This window comes from Chthonobacter albigriseus, assembly GCF_013839445.1.
GTDB classification, from domain to species: domain Bacteria; phylum Pseudomonadota; class Alphaproteobacteria; order Rhizobiales; family Pleomorphomonadaceae; genus Chthonobacter; species Chthonobacter albigriseus.
On sequence record NZ_JACDIT010000001.1, the window covers coordinates 224,733 to 240,182 of the forward strand.

16 protein-coding genes are annotated in these 15,450 nt (G+C 68.9%); 9 read left to right on the plus strand and 7 right to left on the minus strand.

Annotated elements, in window-relative coordinates; translation table 11 throughout:
• Positions 1-107 precede the first annotated feature (107 nt).
• Positions 108-659, plus strand: a complete 552-nt coding sequence (locus HZ321_RS01040) for a DUF6101 family protein (protein WP_181699336.1) — start codon at positions 108-110, stop codon at positions 657-659.
• 6 nt (positions 660-665) lie between these two features.
• Here the strand turns inward: HZ321_RS01040 and ubiA are convergent, their stop codons facing one another.
• The gene (gene ubiA / locus HZ321_RS01045; protein WP_181699338.1) at positions 666-1,604 is read right to left on the minus strand and encodes a 4-hydroxybenzoate octaprenyltransferase; all 939 of its coding nucleotides are present in this window, start codon (positions 1,602-1,604) and stop codon (positions 666-668) included.
• A gap of 140 nt (positions 1,605-1,744) precedes the next feature.
• Here ubiA and purD point away from each other — a divergent pair, with 140 nt between their 5' ends.
• The 3 genes from purD to HZ321_RS01060 all read left to right on the plus strand — a co-directional run bounded on the left by purD (position 1,745) and on the right by HZ321_RS01060 (position 4,524).
• Complete coding sequence (purD, locus tag HZ321_RS01050; RefSeq protein ID WP_181699340.1) at positions 1,745-3,016, plus strand: phosphoribosylamine--glycine ligase; 1,272 nt, start codon at positions 1,745-1,747, stop codon at positions 3,014-3,016.
• Between the two features lie 82 nt (positions 3,017-3,098).
• Positions 3,099-3,500, plus strand: a complete 402-nt coding sequence (locus tag HZ321_RS01055) for a type II toxin-antitoxin system PemK/MazF family toxin (RefSeq protein ID WP_181699342.1) — start codon at positions 3,099-3,101, stop codon at positions 3,498-3,500.
• A gap of 175 nt (positions 3,501-3,675) precedes the next feature.
• Positions 3,676-4,524 carry a patatin-like phospholipase family protein gene (locus tag HZ321_RS01060; protein WP_181699344.1) on the plus strand — a complete coding sequence of 283 codons (849 nt, stop codon included), beginning with the start codon at positions 3,676-3,678 and terminating at the stop codon, positions 4,522-4,524.
• A 16-nt stretch (positions 4,525-4,540) separates the two neighbouring features.
• Here the strand turns inward: HZ321_RS01060 and HZ321_RS01065 are convergent, their stop codons facing one another.
• Positions 4,541-4,972, minus strand: coding sequence for a nucleoside deaminase (locus tag HZ321_RS01065; protein ID WP_181701691.1), 432 nt, complete (start codon positions 4,970-4,972; stop codon positions 4,541-4,543).
• A gap of 70 nt (positions 4,973-5,042) precedes the next feature.
• Here HZ321_RS01065 and HZ321_RS01070 point away from each other — a divergent pair, with 70 nt between their 5' ends.
• Together HZ321_RS01070 and rsmD are read left to right on the plus strand one after the other, a co-directional pair.
• Complete coding sequence (locus HZ321_RS01070; protein WP_181699347.1) at positions 5,043-6,983, plus strand: pseudouridine synthase; 1,941 nt, start codon at positions 5,043-5,045, stop codon at positions 6,981-6,983.
• The gene (gene rsmD / locus HZ321_RS01075) at positions 6,964-7,527 is read left to right on the plus strand and encodes a 16S rRNA (guanine(966)-N(2))-methyltransferase RsmD (protein WP_181699350.1); all 564 of its coding nucleotides are present in this window, start codon (positions 6,964-6,966) and stop codon (positions 7,525-7,527) included. Before HZ321_RS01070 ends, rsmD begins: the two co-directional genes overlap by 20 nt.
• A 20-nt stretch (positions 7,528-7,547) precedes the next feature.
• Here the strand turns inward: rsmD and HZ321_RS01080 are convergent, their stop codons facing one another.
• The 3 genes from HZ321_RS01080 to mutL form a co-directional block, all read right to left on the minus strand.
• Entirely contained in the window at positions 7,548-8,372 is an 825-nt protein-coding gene (locus HZ321_RS01080) for a methyl-accepting chemotaxis protein (protein WP_181699352.1), read from the minus strand.
• The gene (locus tag HZ321_RS21565; protein ID WP_181699354.1) at positions 8,327-9,532 is read right to left on the minus strand and encodes a HAMP domain-containing protein; all 1,206 of its coding nucleotides are present in this window, start codon (positions 9,530-9,532) and stop codon (positions 8,327-8,329) included. Before HZ321_RS21565 ends, HZ321_RS01080 begins: the two co-directional genes overlap by 46 nt.
• A 135-nt stretch (positions 9,533-9,667) precedes the next feature.
• Positions 9,668-11,518, minus strand: a complete 1,851-nt coding sequence (gene mutL, locus HZ321_RS01090; RefSeq protein ID WP_181699356.1) for a DNA mismatch repair endonuclease MutL — start codon at positions 11,516-11,518, stop codon at positions 9,668-9,670.
• Between the two features lie 109 nt (positions 11,519-11,627).
• Between mutL and HZ321_RS01095 the strand changes: the two genes are divergently transcribed.
• Positions 11,628-12,494 carry a TIGR01459 family HAD-type hydrolase gene (locus tag HZ321_RS01095; RefSeq protein WP_181699358.1) on the plus strand — a complete coding sequence of 289 codons (867 nt, stop codon included), beginning with the start codon at positions 11,628-11,630 and terminating at the stop codon, positions 12,492-12,494.
• A gap of 9 nt (positions 12,495-12,503) precedes the next feature.
• Here the strand turns inward: HZ321_RS01095 and HZ321_RS01100 are convergent, their stop codons facing one another.
• The gene (locus HZ321_RS01100; protein WP_181699360.1) at positions 12,504-13,139 is read right to left on the minus strand and encodes a protein phosphatase CheZ; all 636 of its coding nucleotides are present in this window, start codon (positions 13,137-13,139) and stop codon (positions 12,504-12,506) included.
• 110 nt (positions 13,140-13,249) lie between these two features.
• Positions 13,250-13,633: a response regulator gene (locus HZ321_RS01105; RefSeq protein ID WP_181699362.1), complete on the minus strand. Its 384-nt coding sequence runs from the start codon at positions 13,631-13,633 to the stop codon at positions 13,250-13,252.
• Between the two features lie 287 nt (positions 13,634-13,920).
• On the opposite strand from HZ321_RS01105, the gene HZ321_RS01110 reads away from it, so the two are divergent.
• Together HZ321_RS01110 and HZ321_RS01115 are read left to right on the plus strand one after the other, a co-directional pair.
• Positions 13,921-14,385, plus strand: a complete 465-nt coding sequence (locus HZ321_RS01110; RefSeq protein ID WP_181699364.1) for a MaoC family dehydratase — start codon at positions 13,921-13,923, stop codon at positions 14,383-14,385.
• 78 nt (positions 14,386-14,463) lie between these two features.
• Positions 14,464-15,447: a bifunctional riboflavin kinase/FAD synthetase gene (locus HZ321_RS01115; protein WP_181699366.1), complete on the plus strand. Its 984-nt coding sequence runs from the start codon at positions 14,464-14,466 to the stop codon at positions 15,445-15,447.
• The last annotated feature ends 3 nt before the right edge of the window (positions 15,448-15,450 follow it).

Genomic DNA, 15,450 nt, shown 5'->3' on the forward strand with positions numbered 1-15,450 from the left:
CCACCGGCCGCGCTACCGTCCAGTTCGAAGGGTCCAACCCAAAGCGCACGCAAGCCGCCCGAGACCCTTCCTGACAAGAGATGCGTGACAAAGAGTGAGGGACGGCCATGACCGCCGCCAAGCCCGCCTGGAACGGCAAACCCCTTCGGATCGATCCGCACGCCCTGCCGGCGCGCTACACCGTTCCGACACCGGGCAGCACGGACGCGGCGGTCTACCTCGACACCCGCGGCGTGGTGGTCAAGCGCCGCCTGTCCGGTCTGCCGCTGACGCTGAGCCTGCCGATCGCGGCCTACGAGGGCGTGGCGGTCCGGCTCACGGTGGAGGGCGCGCTCGGGCTCGTCGCTTCCGTGGAACTGATGCACCGCGACCCACAGCTCTGCCTGCCGCTCGCCGTGACGCGGGACATCGACGACGCGGCTTGCGACTGGCGGGCGTGGTCTGACGCGCTGTCGCTTCCGATGTATCTGATCGAGGCCGACGGCCGGGTCGTGAGGGTCCAGAAGCCTACCGAGATCGCGCTCGACAAGTCGACCCCGCGCCGCCGGATCGGCATGCTGGCCCACCGGCGGCCGCGCTTCCTGGTCCGCCGCCGCGTCGGCAAGGCCGGGCCGATGCCGGTGCTCACCGGCTGGCGCGAGATCATCGCGCCCGAGTGACGCCGGTCAGATCGAGCCGATCGCCGCGTCGACCAGCAATCCCACGAACAGCAGCCAGCCGGCCTCACGGTTGGACTTGAAGAGCGCCAGGCAGAGGCCGCCGTCGTTCATGTTGAAACGCGCCACCTGCCAGGCGAGGTGGGCGCCGAAGCCGAACGCGCCGATATAGGCGAAAATGCCCGCCTGGGCGGTGATGATCGCGCCGAGCGCCATCAGCACCGAGAGCGCATAGCAGAACGCCAGGAAGCCCAACGACTTGTCGCCGAAGGTTCGCGCCGTGGATCCAAGCCCGATGAGGGCGTCGTCCTCGCGATCCTGGTGGGCGTAGATGGTGTCGTAGCCGACCGTCCAGGACACCGCCGCGAGATAGAGCAGCACCGGCGGCAGCGCGAGACCGCCGAAGGTCGCCGCCCAGCCCATCAGTGCGCCCCAGGAAAACGCCAGTCCCAGAATCACTTGGGGAAAACCGGTGATGCGCTTCATGAACGGGTAGATCGCCACGACGGACAGCGAGGCGATGCCGAGCAGGATCGCATAGAGGTTGAACTGGATCAGCACCACGAAGCCGATCAGTGCCTGCAGCACCATGAAGCCGAGCGCACCCTCCACCGTCACGCGGCCGGACGGGATCGGCCGCAGCAGCGTCCGGCCGACCTTGGCGTCGATATCACGGTCGACGATGTCGTTGTAGGTGCAGCCCGCCCCGCGCATCACCACCGAGCCGACCAGGAAGAGCAGCAGGTGCCAGAGGTTAGGCAGCGGCTCCCCGGCCGCGCCGGTCGCCAGCGCCAGCGACCACCAGCATGGCCACAAGAGCAGCCACCACCCGATCGGACGATCCAGACGGGCGAGTTGGGCGTAGGGCTTTGCCCAGGAGGGGGCATAGGCGTCCACCCAGTTGCCGCGGGGTGCGTCGGGGATGGTGGGGCTCGGTCGATCGGTCATGCCACGGGTTTAGCGGGGATTCTTCCGACATGCGAGAGGTCGCGGAGCCGGGGAAGACCGGCCGCGGAGCCTTCCCCTCCCCCCGAGCCCATGCTAGAGGCCCGCCACGCTCGAAAAACCCTCGCGGAGGCCCGAACCCCATGCATGTGCTCCTGATCGGCTCGGGCGGGCGCGAGCATGCGCTGGCGGTGAAGCTGAAGCAGTCGCCGCTGCTCACCCGGCTGTCCTGCGCACCCGGCAACGCCGGCATCGCCGCGGTCGCCGAGATCGCGCCGCTGGACCCCGCGGACCATGCGGCCGTGATCGCCTTCTGCCGGCGCGAGGATGTCGGCCTTGTGGTGGTCGGGCCGGAGGCGCCTCTCGTCGCCGGGCTGGTCGACGATCTCGCCGCCGCCGGCATCGCCGCGTTCGGCCCGAGCAAGGCGGCCGCGCAGCTTGAAGGCTCGAAGGGCTACACCAAGGATCTCTGCGCGGAAGCCGACATCCCGACCGCCGCCTATGGACGCTTCACCACCCAAGCCGACGCGGAGGCCTACGTGCGGGCGAAGGGTGCGCCGATCGTCGTCAAGGCCGACGGGCTCGCCGCCGGCAAGGGCGTGGTCGTCGCCGAGACGCTGGACGAGGCGCTCGCCGCCGTCGCTGCCTGCTTCGAGGGGGCGTTCGGCGCCGCCGGGGCCGAGGTCGTGGTGGAGGAGATGCTCCGCGGCGAGGAAGCCTCGTTCTTCGCGCTCTCGGACGGCGAGACTGCCATCCCGCTCGCCGCGGCGCAGGACCACAAGCGCGCGTTCGATGGCGACACCGGGCCGAACACCGGCGGGATGGGCGCCTATTCGCCCGCGCCGATCGTCGACGAGGCGATGGCCGAGCAGATCATGGTGGAGATCATCCACCCCACCGTCGCCGCCATGAAGCGGCGCGGAACGCCGTTCAAGGGCGTGCTCTTCGCCGGCCTGATGATCACGGCGGAGGGGCCGAAGCTGATCGAGTACAACGCCCGCTTCGGCGACCCGGAGACCGAGGTGGTGCTGCCGCGCATGCAAAGCGACCTGCTCGCCCTCCTGTTGGCGAGCGTGGAGGGCCGGCTCGCCGGCACGACGGCGCGCTTCTCCGATGAGACCGCACTCACTGTGGTGATGGCTGCCAAGGGCTATCCCGGTCCCTATGCCAAGGGCAGCGTCATCGAGAACCTCGACGCTGCCGAAGCACTCGGCGCCACCGTCTACCACGCCGGAACAGCCCACGCCGACGGCCGCCTCGTCGCCACCGGCGGCCGCGTCCTCGCGGTCACCGCCCTCGGGTCCAGCGTCCGCGACGCCCAGTCCCGCGCCTATGCCGCCGTCGACGCCATCCACTGGCCCGACGGCTTCTGCCGCCGCGACATCGGCTGGCGCGCGGCAGCGCGGGAGGGGTGAGTGAAAGCGCAAATCGGAGTTGTACTTTCTCTAATTATGGTTGAACATTATCCGTCAAACTACGATGTCGGAGCTGGGCATCATGACGGTGGTCAACCATCCTGAACCTGGAACTATCGTTCGGGTCGATCTCAATGAAGGTTTTCGAGCCCCAGAAATGACGAAAAGACGACCTTCAGTCGTCCTTTCTCCCTCTCAACCTGGACGTTCCGGTCTTTGCACCATCGTGCCGCTCAGCACCACGCGTCCACGGATATTGCTGCCGCACCACCTTGAGATTGAACTCGAACCTCCATTGCCCCATCCGTACTCCGAACGGGTGATGTGGCTCAAAGGCGATATCGTCCTTACCGTGGCTTTTCATAGACTGCGTCTGCTTTTCGACCGGTGGGAAGGTGGGCAGCGGGTCTACGATGTTCGAGTTTTGGACCCGGATGTTCTTGCAAAGATCCGGACGTGCGTACGCCACGGCCTTGGGTTGTAAACTTGACAAGTAACACCGGTTCACCTACATTCGATTTTGTCGCCGGTCATTCCGGCATTTAAGTCCAGAGCAATCTGGCCGTTCCGGACCGATGATCGCAAATCGACTGGAATGCCTGCAAGGCCCCGCTCTGGCGGGGTTTTGCTTTTTCGGCCGTTTGTCCTAGCTTGGCCCCATGCTCAACCCCTCCCCCTCCCCCCGGATAGGCCTCGCACTCGGCGGCGGCGGTGCGCGGGGACTGGCGCATGTGCATGTGCTGGAGGCGCTCGACGAGATGGGTCTGCCGGTGGCGGCGATCACGGGCACTTCGATCGGGGCGATCATCGGGGCGGGGTACGCGGCCGGACTGTCGGGGCGTGAGGTGCGGGAGACCGTCTCGGCCTCGTTCGCAAAGTCGGCCGACGTGTGGGCCAAGATCTGGCAACTCCGGCCGAAGTCCTTCTCCGACCTGTTCGGCGGCGGTCTCGTCCAGTTCGACGCGGAGAAGACGCTGGAACTGTTCCTGCCGCCCGCCGTTCCGGACGACTTCGCCGCGCTCCGGATCCCCTACGCGGTCGTCGCGGCCGACTTTTATGCCTGCCAGGAGGTGGAGATCTCCAGCGGCCCGCTGCGCAAGGCGATCGCTGCCTCGATCGCGCTGCCGATCGTGTTCCGGCCGGTGGAGCTCGACGGGCGGGTGCTGATCGACGGCGGCGTGGTCAATCCGCTGCCGTTCGACAAACTTCCGGTTGACGTCGACCTCGTGATCGCGGTGGACGTGGTCGGCATGCCCGTCCGGCCGCCGAACCGGCCGGTGCCGAACGCCACGGAGAGCATCTTCGGCGCCAGCCAGATCCTGATGCAGACGGTGATCGCGGAGAAGCTGAAGTCCCGGGCGCCGGACGTGCTGATCCGGCCGCCGGTCGACCTCTTCCGCGTGCTCGACTTCCTCAAGGCGACGGCCATCCTGAAGTCGACCGCCGTCGTGAAGGACGACGTGAAGCGTCAGGTCGAGGCGGCTCTCGAGGCGCGGACGACAGCGTAAAGCCGCCGTCGGCAGCCTAGCTCCGGCGCTGTGCGAAGAACCCCTTCAACAGCGCCGCCGCTTCGCTTTCGGCGAGCCCGGAGTAGACCTCCGGGGCGTGGTGGCAGGTGGGGCTGGCGTAGAGCCGCACGCCGTGATCCACCGCGCCGCCCTTCGGGTCGCCCGCTCCATAATAGAGCCGGCGGATGCGCGCGAAGGAGATCGCCGCCGCGCACATCGGGCACGGCTCCAGCGTCACGTAGAGATCGCAACCGACCAGCCGCTCGCTGCCCCGGCGCGCCGCCGCCTCGCGGATCGCCAGCAATTCGGCATGGGCGGTGGGGTCGCGCGCCTCCAGCGTGCGATTGCCGGCGCGGGCGATCTCCTGCCCGTCGAGCACCACGACGGCGCCGACCGGAACCTCGCCGCGGGCCGCCGCCGAGCGCGCCTCGGCGAGCGCGATCTCCATCCAGCCGGAGGCGGTGGCATCCGTCACGATCCTCGTTCCTTCCCTCGCGTTTCCCTGCTATTGGCGTGCCATGAAGACACCCAAGCAAACAACCCCCGCCGAACCGGAACGGATCGCCAAGGTTATGGCGCGCGCCGGCCTCTGCTCGCGCCGCGACGCGGAGGTGTGGATCGCCGACGGCCGCGTCAACGTCAACGGCCGCGTGCTGGACACGCCGGCCTTCACCGTCAAGCCCGACGACGTGGTGCTGGTGGACGGCAAGCCGCTGCCGACGCGCGAGCGGACCCGGCTGTGGCTCTACCACAAGCCGCGCGGCCTGGTGACCACCAACCGCGACCCCGAAGGCCGCCAGACGGTGTTCGAGACGCTGCCGGAAACGCTGCCGCGCGTGGTGTCTGTGGGCCGGCTCGACATCAATACGGAAGGTCTGCTGCTGCTCACCAACGACGGCGGGCTCGCCCGGGTGCTGGAGCTGCCCGCCACCGGCTGGCTCCGCCGCTACCGGGTGCGCGCGCATGGCGACATCGACCAGCCGGCGCTCGACAAGCTGCGCGACGGCGTCGCCATCGATGGCATCCTCTACGGCGCGATCGAGGCCACCTTCGACCGCCGTCAGGGCGACAACGTCTGGCTCACGGTCGGTCTGCGCGAAGGCAAGAACCGGGAGGTGAAGAACATCCTCGGCTACCTCGGCCTGGACGTGACCAGGCTGATCCGCGTCTCCTTCGGGCCGTTCCAGCTGGGCGACCTTGCCGAGGGCGCCATCTCCGAGGTGCCGCGCCGCATCCTGCGCGACCAGCTGGGCGACCGTCTGGTAGAGGAGGCGGGTGCCGACTTCGAAGCGCGCGAGGACGACCGCAAGCCGCAGATGCCGGTGCGCACGGCGGGCATCGCCGAAGCGCCGCGCGGGGACCGCACCGTCGTCAAGCGCGAGCGCCGGACGCCGGACGCTCGCTCGACGCGGCGGCGGCACGAGGCGGATCTCGCCCACGAGGAGGAGGCCCGGTCGGCCGAGCCGCGGCGCGCGCCGAACGCTTCGCGGTCCAAGCTCGCCGTCAAGGCCGGCCTGCCGACACGGCCCGCCAAGGCTTCCGCCCGTCAGGCGACCCGCGCAGAGATCGCCGCCGCCAAGCGCGTCCGGCGCAGCGACGACACGGTGGTCGAGCGCCGCGAGCGCAGCCCGCGCGACGAGGCGCCGGTTGCGCGCCCCCCGCGCGCCGAGAGGCCCGTCCGCTCCGCCGAAGACCGTGCGGCGCGGCCGGCCCGCCCTCCCCGACGGGAGGACCGCGGCCCCGATGCCCGGCAGACGCGCCCGGCCCGCGACGATCGCCCCCGGCGGGAGGAACGCCCCGCGCAGGAGGGACGGCCAGCGCGTGCGCAGGATCCTCGGTCCGCGCGGAGTGATCGGCCGGGCCGCTCCCGAACCGACGATCGCCCCGCCCGCGCCGATCGGCCGGCCCGCGACGATCGCCCCGCCCGTTCCGAGCGGCCGTCCGATGGACGGCCCGCGCGGCCGCATGCCGGTGCCGCCCGCCCGGAAAGACCGGCTGGCGGTCGTTCGGACGTCCGAACCGATCGCAACACCCGGCCGGACCGCGACCGCCCGCCCCGGCGCGCCGACGAGCGGCCGGAGCGCGCTCCCCGCGCCGCGGATGACCGCACCGGTCGCCCGCCACGGCGAACGGAGGATCGACCCGATCGTGCACCGCGAACGCGCGAGGATCGTCCGCCGAGGCGGACGGAGGATCGCACTGATCGGCCTGCGCGCCGCACCGACGAGCGCCCGCCCCGGCGCGCCGACGACCGTCCGGAGCGGGCACCGCGCTCGCGCGACGATCGTCCGCCCGCCCGCGCCGAGCGCACGGCGGGTGCGCGCCCTCCCCGGGACGGCGATCGACCGCGCGGCGCCGGCGGTCCGGGCGGGCCGAAGGGACCGCGCGGACCCAAGGGTCCCCGCGGTGGCAAGGGCGGACCGAAGGCGGGGGGCCGCAGTGCGGATCGTCGGCGGTAGGTTCCGGGGCAGCGCGCTCGCCGGTCCGCCAGCGGGATCGATGGCGATCCGGCCGACGTCGGACCGCCTTCGCGAAAGCCTGTTCAACATCCTGGAGCACGGCCAGACGCGCGTCCTCGACGGTGCGCGCGTGATCGATCTCTTCGCCGGAACGGGCGCCCTCGGCTTCGAGGCGATGAGCCGCGGCGCCAAGGCCTGCCTCTTCGTGGAGGAGGCGGCCGAGGCGCGCGGCCTGATCCGCCACAACCAGGAGAGCCTCGGGCTGACCGGAACCACGCGCCTGTTCCGGCGCGACGCCACCCGGATGGGCCCGGTCGGAACGGCCGAGCCCTACACTCTCGCCTTTCTTGATCCACCCTACGGCAAGGGGCTTGCCGAGCCCGCGCTCGCCAGCCTCGCCGCAGGCGGCTGGCTGGCGCCGGGCGCCGTCGTCGTGGTCGAGGAGACAGCCAAAGCGGAGATCGGCTGGCCCGAAGGCTTCAGCGTCACCGACCGGCGCGACTACGGCGAAACGGCCGTCCACTTCGCGCGCTTCGCGGTGTAGACGTCTCCCCGCCTCGCTCGTCAGGCGGCGCGCATCTCGCCGACGAAGGTGTTGACCTCGCGATTGAGCCTTGCCGCCTGCTCGTTCAGGGTCTGGGAGAGCTGCATCAGGCTGGCCGCCGACGACCCGGTCATCCCGGCCGCCTGCCGAACCACGGCGACAGCGGCCGACACCTCGCGTGTCGAACCGGCGGCTTGCGCCACGGAGGCCGCGATGTCGCCGGTCACGGCCGACTGGCTCTGGATGCCGGAGACGACCTCGCGGGTCATGTCCGTACCGCGGCCGATCGACTCGCCGATGCGCTGGAAGGTGGTCGACGTCTTGGCCGTCGCGGATCGGATCTCGTTGACCTTCGCCTGGATGTCGCCGGTCGCCTTGGCCGTTTCCTGCGCGAGTTCCTTGACCTCCGCGGCGACGATGGCGAAGCCCCGTCCGGCTTCGCCGGCGCGCGCGGCCTCGATGGTGGCGTTGAGCGCAAGCAGATTGGTCTGGGCGGCGATCTCGGTGATCAGCGCCATAACGCCGTCGATGCGGTCGGCGGCCGTAACCAGCGCCAGGACGTCCTGGCGAGCGTGATCGGCGTTGTCGCGGGCTTCCTCCAGGAACTCGGAGGCCTGCCCGACCTGGCCGACCAGATTGCCGACTGCGCTGGCCAGTTCATCCGTCGCCTGGGCGATGCCGGTGATGCTGCCGGCGGCCTGATCTGCGGAATGGTTGACCATGGCGGCCTGCTGATTGGCTTCCTCGGCCATATCCGTCAGGCCGTTGGCCGCCGTCGCCACCTCTTCGGCGACGCCGGTCATGCCCTCGACCAGCGTGGCGGCACGCGCCAGGAACTGGTCCACGGCGATCGCCTTGCGCCGGTCCGCGCCGGCTTGAATCTCCTGCTGGGCCTCCCGCTCGCGTCGGAACCGCTCCATCTCCGCCAACGTATCGCGGAGAGGGCGAAGCGGCGGGCCATGGTGCCGATCTCGTTGCGCAGGTCCTGGTAGGGGATCGCCGTGTCCAGTTCGCCGCGTCCGAGCGCGACCAGCGTTTCGGCGACACTCGTGACCTGCCGGGCGATCGACCGGGCGATCACCAGCACCATCAGCGCCGCAGCGGCCAGCGTGACCAGCACGGCGATCGCCTCGATCATGGCTACGCTGAGGAGGCCGTCGACGCGGGCCGCCACCAGCCGGTCGAACTCGGCATTGGCCCCGCTCCAGAGCGTGCGCAGACCTTCCTGCGTCTCATGCTCGGCCGGTTCGATCACAGCGGCGCCGTCCGCCAGAGGCTTTCCGTCCATAACCGCCGCGACAAAGGGAGACGACGTCGCGAGGAAGGCTTCGGACGCCGACACCGCCGCTTCCATCGGCGCGCGGATCGGCGCGGCAAGGCTGCCGTCCGGATTGCCGTCGATGGCCAGCGCCAGCGACCGGCGCAGATCGGCCAGACCGGACCGGTAGTTCGCATCCGCCGCGATCACCGAGCGGACGACGTCGTGCGACGGCGGACCGGCGGTGGCATGGGCGGCCTCGACAGCCTGGTGAATCTGGTCGGCCATGTCGGCCATCAGCGGGATGCGGAAGACCAGAGCGTCCATCAGGTAGTAGGTGTCGAGATTGGGATCCAAGGTCATGTTGGAATGGTCGGATATGGCCTGGATCAGGACCTTGCCCGTGGACAGCTGGAGCCGGAGGTCGCCACTCTTGATGGCGGCCACGAACTGGTCGATGGGCTCGGTGTCGCCGCGGGCCTGCCGAACCCATTCGCGCAAGCCTGCCGATTCCAACCGGCCCAGCGAGCCCTGCAGTTCAGGCGTCAGCTGACCTTCCTGCGTCAGCGCCATCGAGTAGGTGTTCCAGACGTCGGCCAGCAGACGTGATCCTTCCCGTTCCCGCGACGAGAAATCCACCGTGCCAGCGACCTGGATGATCAGAAGATAGCCCAAGAGCACGATCGGCACGGCCATGACCGCACCCACGACGCCGATTCGCGTCGCAAAACGCATGCGTGAAAGCATGGAAACCCTCCCCCCGGAAGCTTCGTCTTCGCAACATATGCGTAAAAGACTGCGCTATTTACGAGGTAGGAGTGTTAAAGTTGCATGAGAGAGAGGGTTTATAATCGTGCCCGGCTTTCACGGAAACAAATCGGTTCAGCGGCGCCCGAACAGGCGCTCGATGTCCTGCAGCTTCAGTTCGATGAACGTCGGGCGTCCGTGGTTGCACTGTCCGGCGGCGGGGGTCGCCTCCATTTCCCGCAGAAGTGCGTCCATTTCCTCCGGTTTCAGGCGTCGGCCCGCCCGCACGGAGCCGTGACAGGCCATGGTCGCGGCGACATGATCGAGCCGCTCGCGCAGGCGGGTCGCCTGATCCCACTCGGCCAGGTCATCCGCAATGTCACGGACCAGTCCGCCGACGTCCGTGCGGCCGAGCAGCGCCGGGACTTCCCGGATCGCGACGGCGCCGGGGCCGAAGCTCTCCAGCACCAGGCCGAGCTCGGCGAGTTCTTCGGCGCGCTCCAGAAGCCGGTCGGCATCCTCCTCCGGCAGGTCGACGATCTCCGGGATCAGCATCAGCTGGGTGGCGACGCGGCCCTCCAGTTCCTTCTTCAGCCGCTCGTAGACGAGCCGCTCATGGGCGGCGTGCTGGTCGACGATGACCAGTCCCTCCGCGGTCTGGGCGACGATGTAGGTCTCGTGGATCTGCGCGCGCGGTGCGCCGAGCGGTCGGGCGGTGCGGTCGGGCGGCAGGTCGGCCGCGTTCGCGCGGCTGTCGGCCGAAACGGAATTCGTCACCGCCTCGAAGCTCGCCTGCGCATTGTCGGAGAAGCCGAAGGGCCGCGGCGGGGGGGCGTCGTCCTCCAGCGGACGGTCCGGCGCGTTGCGCCAGTCGAAGGCCGCCGGCCGCTCCGCAAAGGACGCGCTCGACGACCAGGTCTGCCGCCGGGTTGCACTGAGGACGCTGTCGGCAAGGGCGTCCAGCGTCGCACCGGCATGCGTGGTGGAGGCCTTGGCGGTCACCGCCGCATGCGCCTGCCGAAGCGCGCCGACGATCAGGCCGCGCACCAGCCCGGGGTCGCGGAAGCGTACATCGGCCTTCGACGGGTGGACGTTGACGTCGACCTCGTGCGGGTCGAGGTCGACGAAGAGCACCGCGGCGGGGAAGCGGTCGCGGGCCATCACGTCCGCATAGCCGGCCCGGATGGCGCCGAGCAGCAGCTTGTCGCGCACCGGGCGGCCGTTGACGAAAACGAACTGGCTGAGCGCGTTGGCCTTCTGGAAGGTGCCGAGGCCGGCGAGGCCGGTCAGGCGCACGCCTTCGCGCAGGGCATCCAGGGGGATGGCGTTCTCGGTGAATTCGCGGCCCATCACCTGTGCGATCCGCTCGACGAAGGCCCCAGCACCGACCCCGGGCAGGTCGAGCGGCGAGCGGTCGGACCCCGACAGCTGGAAGCGCACGGCCGGGTGCGCGAGCGCTAGGCGCTTGACGATCTCCGTCACGGCGCCGGCCTCGGCACGGTCGGACTTCAGGAACTTGAGGCGAGCCGGCGTCGCGAAGAAGAGGTTGCGAACCTCGATCCGGGTGCCCCTGGTCAATCCCACCGGTCGGGCGTCGCCCTTCTCGCCGCCGGAGACGGAGAGCGTCCAGCCGTGCGGTTCGCTCTCGTGGCGGGTCTCGATCGCCAGTTCCGCCACCGAGCCGATCGAGGGAAGCGCCTCGCCCCGGAACCCGAGCGTGCGGATGTCGAGGAGGTCGTCCTCCTGGAGCTTGGAGGTGCAGTGCCGCTCCACCGCCAGGAGGAGGTCGGCGCGGCTCATGCCGCAGCCGTCGTCGGTGACTCGGATCAGCGTCTTGCCGCCGCCGGCCGTCACGACCTCGACGCGGCGGGCGCCGGCGTCGATGGCGTTCTCGACGAGTTCCTTCACCACGCTCGCCGGCCGTTCCACGACCTCGCCGGCGGCGATGCGGTTGATGGTGCCTTCTGAAAGTTGACGGACGGCCATGGGGTCCTCGATTGGCCGGCGATCATGGCGGATTCGCGGGCCGCATGAAACAACCCTCGGCCTTCTCCGGACTTGACGTCGGAGGCCCCCGCCCCTATCGCCTCGTCATATGCAGACCGTACCCTTCGTCACCGGGCTTTCGGCCCTCGCGCCGCGCATCGACGGCATCATCTGCGACGTCTGGGGCGTGCTCCACAACGGCGTCGTCGGCTACGGCGAGGCAGCGAACGCGTTGCAGCGCTTCCGCGAGACGACCGGCCGGCCGGTCGTGCTGCTCACCAACGCGCCGCGTCCGGCCTTCGAAATCGAGAAGATGCTGGCCCGCTTCGGCATCGCCCGCGACGCCTATGACACCATCGTCACATCCGGTGACGTGTGCCGGACGCTCCTCAAGCGCGAGGGCGATCGGGGCGCCTACCACATCGGGCCCGGCCGCGACCTGCCGCTGTTCGACGGGCTCAAGCTCCGGCTGGTTCCGCGCGAGGACGCCGACCTCGTCGTCTGCACCGGCCTGTTCGACGACGACACGGAAACGGCGGAGGACTATCGCGCGAGCTTCGAGGGGCTGATCCGGCGGGGCCTGACCTTCGTCTGCGCCAACCCGGACATCGTGGTGGAGCGGGGCGACCGGCTCGTCTATTGCGCCGGGGCGCTCGCCCAGCTCTATGCGGAGATGGGCGGCGACGTCGTGCTCGTCGGCAAGCCGCACAAGCCGGTCTATGACGTGGCGATCGAGACGTTGGAGGAATTGGCGGAACACCCGGTCGCCCGGGACCGCATCCTGGCGATCGGCGACGCGCTGCCGACCGACGTGCGTGGCGGTTGGGGCCAGGGGCTGCAGGTGCTGCTGGTGACCGCCGGCATCCACGCGGCGGATTTCGGGCCGGCGGACCATCCGGACCCGGCGCTGGTCGCCAAGCGGCTGGCGATCGAGGGGATCGCCGTCACCGCGGCCATCCCCCGACTTGCCTGGTAGAGACGTTTCTCAGAAGTACGCGTCGATGTCGTTCTGGCTGACGCCTTCGCCCTTGTGCTGCGGACCGTGCAGGATCAGCTCGCGGCGACGGCGCTCCTCGGCCGTCTCCTCCTTGGGTGCGTCCTCGATCTTCATGATCTTCAGCTTGTCGACCAGACGCGAGATGCGCTCGTCGAGGTGACTGAGCGTCTGCACGACCTTGGAGATGCGCTGGCCGGTGATGTCCTGGAAGGAGCAGGCCTCGAAGATGGCGACGATCTTCTCGTTGACCGTGTTCTGATAGCCTTCCACATCGGCGGGATCGGCGCCCATGATCTCCTCGGCCGCCGACATGATGGTGTTGGTGGCGTCCTCGGTGGCCTCCACGATGGCGTCAAGTTCACGCCCCGCGGCCGGGATCCTGTCCTGGCGGACGTCCGCCAGTTGAAGTTCGGAGAGTTCCGTCTTCATCGACGAGATCTCCCGCGCCATCTCGCCGAGTTCCGTGTAGATGGAGTTGTCCAACGTCTTGAAGAAAGACTGGAAGGACTCAGCCATGATCTCGGCCAGGCGCATAACATCATCCAGCGAGACGTCATCGCTCTTGCGCTCGTTGCGCAAGTAGTCGATGACGCGGGCCGCGTGCTCCGCCGTCATGGTGCTCATAGACGCAATTCCCCGTTCGGACCCGACGCGTTGCGGCGACGGCTCCCTCTCCTCACCTGCATTGAACGAGACGGTCGGGGCCGCGTACGTCCCCGGCTTGTCCCTTGTCGTCAGACGCCGAACACCGCCTCGATCTTGCCCTTCAACGTCTGTGCGTTGAACGGCTTCACGATGTAGTTGTTCACGCCTGCCTTCTTGGCGGCGATGACGTTCTCGGTCTTGGATTCGGCCGTCACCATGATGAATGGCGTCTTGGCCAGACCGGTGTCGGCGCGCACCTGCTTGAGGAGCTCGTAGCCGGTCATCGGCTCCATGTTCCAGTCCGAGATGACCAGGCCGTATCTGCGCTCGCGCATCTTGCCCAGGGCTTCCGTGCCGTCGGCAGCCTCGTCTACGTCCTCGAAGCCGAGCTGCTTCAGGAGGTTCCGAATGATTCGGATCATGGTCTTGTAGTCGTCGACCACGAGAACCGGGATCGAGGTGTCCAGGGCCATCGTCTACTCCAAACAGGCCTCGTCGCGCGACGAGAGCGACGCGGCGACAATCATTTCGTGAGGTCTGCGGCAAATCCCCGAAACCGGTGACTTCCCGCTCTCAGGATTGAAGCTACCTCACGGACCTGAAAAGTCAGTTAATCCGTGATCTTCCCGACCGCCCGGACCCTCATGACGTGCTTCAACGAATTGTTCACCTTGTCGCAGCGACCATCGGTTACCTTGCGTAGGCGGGGAAACCCGGGCACTTCCTTGATCCAGATTTCTACTGCTGAAGGAAGAGGACAATGGCATTTCACGAGATCACGGCCTATTGCTTCGAAGATCTCAGTGTCGGTATGCGCGAGACCTATCTGAAGACCGTTCTGGACAGTGACGTGATCGGCTTTGCCCAGATCTCCGGCGATCGCAACCCGATCCACCTGTCCGAGCACTTCGCCGCCCGCACCCGTTTCGGCGGGCGGATCGCCCACGGCCTCTACACCGCCAGCCTGATCTCGGCCATTCTCGGCATGCGGCTGCCCGGACCTGGCGCCGTCTACCTCTCGCAGACGCTGAAATTCAAGGCGCCGGTGCGGATCGGCGACGTGATCGAGGTGTCGGTGGAGGTCGTCGAACTCATCGAGAAGGGCGCGCGGGTGCGGCTGGCCTGCGAGGCGCGGGTCGACACCAACGTGGTGCTGGAGGGCGAGGCGGTGGTGATGGTGCCGCGCAAGGCGGACCTGCCGGCCGGCGCGCTGCTCCCGGGATGACCTTGCTGCTGCCGACTTGACCTTGCGACGACTTCCCGGCACGGTCCCGCCCGATCGTTTCCCTTCCCCCAGGCGTTCATGTCCGGCAGTCCTTCCTTTGTTTCGGCCCGGTTTCCGGACATTCCCTCCGGCCTTCTCGGCGGTGTCGTCGCGATCGGAAACTTCGACGGGATGCATCGCGGGCACCAGGCGGTGCTAGCGGCCGCCATGGATCGCGCCGCGGAGGCCGACGGTCCAGCGGTCGCGCTGACGTTCGAGCCCCACCCGCGCGAGGTCTTCCGACCGGACGAGCCGGTGTTCCGTCTGACGCCGCCTGCCGCGAAGGCCCGCGTCGCGGCTGCGCTCGGTCTCTCCGGGCTCGTCACCGTGGACTTCACGCGCGACTTCGCCGCCCGTTCGGCCGACGCCTTCGTGTCGGAGGTGCTCGTCGGAGCGCTCAAGACCAAGGGCGTGACGGTCGGCTGGAACTTCCATTTCGGCAAGGGCCGGGCCGGTACGCCCGCCATGCTGTTCGGCGAAGGCGAACGGCTGGGCTTTGCGGTCGACGTGGTGGAGGCCTTCACCGACGAGGGCGGCGAGGCGGTTTCCTCCAGCCGCATCCGCTCCCTGCTCGCCGACGGCCTGATCGGCGAAGCGGCGGGGCTGCTCGGCTATCGCTGGTTCTTCGAGGCCGAGGTGGTCCACGGCGACAAGCGCGGGCGGACGATCGGCTATCCTACCGCCAACATGCGCCTGCCCGCGTCGGTCCGGTTGGCGCACGGGATCTATGCCGTCGCCATCGAACTCGACGGCGAGCGTCACCACGGCGTCGCCAGCTTCGGCCGCCGTCCCACCTTCGACAACGGCGCGCCGGTGTTCGAAACCTTCGTTTTCGACTTCACAGGCGACCTCTACGGCAAGACGGCAGTCGTCACGCCGGTCAGCTACCTCCGTCCGGAGATGCGCTTCGACAGCGTCGAGGCGCTGATCGCGCAGATGGACCAGGACAGCGCCGAAGCCCGCGCCATCCTGCAGACCGCCCAACCGCTGACACCGCTCGACCGCGCGCTGCTGTTCGGGTGAGGG